This is a genomic window from Halorubrum aidingense JCM 13560 (assembly GCF_000336995.1).
Classification (GTDB): domain Archaea; phylum Halobacteriota; class Halobacteria; order Halobacteriales; family Haloferacaceae; genus Halorubrum; species Halorubrum aidingense.
Window position 1 is genome coordinate 1 of record NZ_AOJI01000004.1, and the last position, 680, is coordinate 680.

Consider the following 680-nt stretch of genomic DNA (forward strand, 5'->3'; position numbering starts at 1 on the left):
GTCACCGACCAACAGCCACGCAGCGAACACCCCGACCGTGCCGAAAATCGACCACATATAGTAGTCGTCAAGCTTCTCCGCATCGTCTTTGAGAGACGATAGGTCGGTGTTCTCGTTCGTGATGATGATGCCCGCGAACGCGCCGACAGATACCGCGTACGCAAGCGTGATTTCGATATTCCCCGACGAGAAAATCACGTCGGTGAAATTGATATCGAATAGTTGGAAGGTTGCGATGCCCGTCTGAATGAATCCGGCGACCATGAGAGCCACCGTGAACCCCGCGTCTGCGGGGTCGAATTCCATCTTCGACATTACATTTTTAGACTGTCGCAATTAGTGAAAAGTGTTTGTGTTGATGACTGTTTAGTTTGCGTAGCAAATATCCATCTTAAGCCTCGTAAACATCAATCTGTGGCTTTACAAGGCCGATTGCTGACTCTCGGCCACGGTCCGTTAGTCGGTAGACTCCGCCGCCCTTCTCCTGCACGAATCCAGCATCTAAGAGGTCCTGAAAGGAACGAGACACCGAATTTCGGTGTCTCCCTGTCCTCCGAGCAATGTTACCAGCCTTATCATCATTGTGGAGTAACAAATCAACGAGGATGGCTTTCTGTGTTGGCGTGATGTCCATGAGATACCCGCCAATCGCTGGATGGAAACTCATTGTGGTCAATATG

General features: G+C 50.6%; 2 protein-coding genes. Both read right to left on the reverse strand.

Translation table 11 applies throughout. From position 1 onward, the window contains the following. On the reverse strand, positions 1 to 315 hold a 315-nt coding region (locus tag C461_RS01210), incomplete at its 3' end, for a hypothetical protein (protein WP_049906193.1). Positions 316 to 391: 76 nt separating this feature from the next. Continuing rightward, positions 392 to 680: helix-turn-helix domain-containing protein (locus C461_RS14950; RefSeq protein ID WP_239639079.1), on the reverse strand; the 289-nt coding region annotated here is incomplete at its 5' end.